The 2,686-nt window shown below is 38.8% G+C and carries 2 protein-coding genes; one reads left to right on the top strand and one right to left on the bottom strand.

Annotation, left to right across the window (positions count from 1 at the left end; genetic code table 11):
• The coding region (yfbR, locus tag ACJMMI_RS07955) for a 5'-deoxynucleotidase (protein ID WP_405354792.1) at positions 1 to 512 on the bottom strand (512 nt) is incomplete at its 3' end.
• A gap of 153 nt (positions 513 to 665) precedes the next feature.
• Here yfbR and ACJMMI_RS07950 point away from each other — a divergent pair.
• On the top strand, positions 666 to 2,686 hold a 2,021-nt coding region (locus ACJMMI_RS07950), incomplete at its 3' end, for a YfhO family protein (RefSeq protein WP_405354790.1).

Below are 2,686 nucleotides of genomic sequence, written 5' to 3'. Positions count from 1 at the left end.
ATTTCTTCAATAGACTTTTCAATGCCGTTTTTCGCCTGTCTGAACTCCTCATTGCCCATTCTAAGTTCTTCAATACATTTGATAAGTGCCGAAAATCTGTCCGCTGCTTTTACATATTTTTTAAGTTCTATATCCTCTTTTCCGTTTTGTTTGATTATATTTTCCATATCATCTCTGAAATCCTCGGGCAAAAGCGAACACAGCTTGTCGGCGGCACAGTTTTCAATATCCTTGTATGCGTCTTTAATAGTATTATTAAAATATTTTATCGGAGTTGGCATATCTCCTGTAATAATCTCGGTGGTGTCGTGAAAAATCGCAAGAATACCTGCTCTTTCAGCGTTAAGGCTTCCGCCGAAGCGTTTATTATGAATAAGTACAAGGCAATGAGCTATCATAGCCACCTGCAAGCTATGCTCGCTTAAATTCTCATATTTTGTATTATTCATAAGTCCCCAACGATTTATGTATTTCATTCGTGACATCATAGCATAAAAATTCGACTGCTCCATAGCTATTTTCTCCTGTTTTTTTCCAAAATATAGTGCAAATCACCTTGCAATGTGGTATAATAAGCATTAAGTATAATTTTAAATATAATTATAGCCGTATTTTAGGGCTTTGTAAAGAATTTTGATTCTACTATTACCTTTTATGGAGGAATTATGGGCAGGCAACTTGATAGATACCAAAACAAAAAGCATTACTATGGTTTGCAGGCTTTTTTGATAGCTTTGGCAACTGCCTGTGTGCTGATTATTCCGTTTATTATCTTTGACGGCGGCGTATTTTATTATTACGGTGACTTTAATGTTCAGGAAATTCCGTTTTACCAAATGGTGCATGATGCTGTAAAAAGCGGCAATTTAGGTTGGAACACAACCACCGACTTAGGCTCTGACTTAATTTCAAGCTACAGTTTTTACCTGCTTGGCAGTCCGTTTTTCTGGGCGACAATACCATTTTCGAGTGAGGCTGTTCCCTATCTAATCGGACCTTTACTGATTCTTAAATTATCACTTGCCTCACTTTCGGCATATCTATATCTCAAAAGATATGTGCGACATGGGCAATTTGCCGTTATAGGCGGCTTACTTTATGCCTTTTCGGGATTTTCAATTTATAATGTATTCTTTTTCCATTTTCACGAGCCGATGATAATGTTTCCGCTGTTGCTTGCGGCTTTGGATTCATTTTTATTTGATAAAAAGCGTGGAGTTTTTGCTCCTGCGGTATTCTGTGCCTGTGTAGTCAACTACTACTTCTTTACAGGTCAGGTGCTTTTTGTAATAATCTACTTCTTGATGCTCGTATTTACCAAAACTTATAAATTTTCTGTAAAAGAATTTTTGTTGCTTGCGGTAGAGGTATTAACAGGATTTTTTGCCTCAGCATTCATTCTTTTACCGTCCGTTATGGGAATTATGGGCAATCCACGACTCAGTACCCTGCCAAACGGTTGGGACGCACTTGTGCACAGCAGTCCGCAAAGATACTGGCTTTCGATTGCAAGCTTTTTCTTTCCTGCCGATATGCCGGCATTTCCAACCTTTACGCCTGATTCAAATTGTAAATGGGCATCTGTTGCCGGATGGCTGCCGCTTGTCGGTATGACCGGTGCAATAGCGTATTTACAGCTTAAAAAGCGTGATTGGATTAAAAAAATTATCAGTCTGCTCATAGTAATGGCACTTGTGCCTGTGTTAAACTCAGCTTTCCAGATGCTCAACAGCTCAATTTACTATGCAAGATGGTACTATATGCTCGTGCTTATGCTTACCCTTGCAACAATCAGAGCCTTTGAAAGTCATCAGGCTGACTGGGGCAGAGCAGTAAGATGGTCAACTGGAATCACACTTGCAATGGTTCTGCTGATAGGTCTGATGCCAAAGGTTACAACCACTACTGTTGATAAAGATGTTGAAACCGAGGAATGGTCAATCGGCATTGCGAGTGATACCAGACGCTTTTGGGTGTATGCACTCATAGCCCTTGTATGTATCTTGGGGTTTGTACTGATTTTCAAGAAATTCGGTTTCCGCACAAGGGCATTCTATGTTACAACTACTATCACACTTTGTTTTACAATTCTGCTTACAAGCGGTTTTATTATCGGTTCAGGTACTGCATACAGTTCAACTCTAAAGCCAATCAGAAAAAGCATTATAAACAAGCGTGACGCTATTCATATAGATGACCTTGACGATGACAGCGTAAGAAGTGATTTTTACGAATGCCCCGATAATACGGCGATGTTTTGGCAAATAAAGTCAATCAACTGTTTCCAAAGTTCGGTTTCACCGTCCATTATGGAATTTTATGAGTCGCTCGGCATGACAAGAGATGTGGCATCTCGACCGGACACAAATATGTATGGTATTCGCTCTCTTTTAAGCTGTAAATATTTATTCGACTATATGGGTGATGATACAGATATTTCAAATTCATTCACCGAAAAAGACGACAAAACAAAAATGCCTTACTGGAAGTTCTTAAAAGCAGAAAACGGATTTAGAATTTACGAAAATACCTGCTATATTCCAATGGGCTTTACCTATGATTCATTTGTAACTAACGAGGAATTTGACCTTGTAAATTCTTCCCATAAGAGTGAAGCTGTTTTGTATTCAATGGTGCTCAGTCGTGAGCAGATGAAAAAATATTCATCAATCACAGGCTATACTGA

This window comes from Ruminococcus sp. (assembly GCF_045129435.1).
Lineage (GTDB): Bacteria > Bacillota > Clostridia > Oscillospirales > Acutalibacteraceae > Ruminococcoides.
The sequence above is the reverse complement of the archived record's forward strand: the minus strand, read 5'-3'. Positions and strand labels throughout refer to the sequence as shown.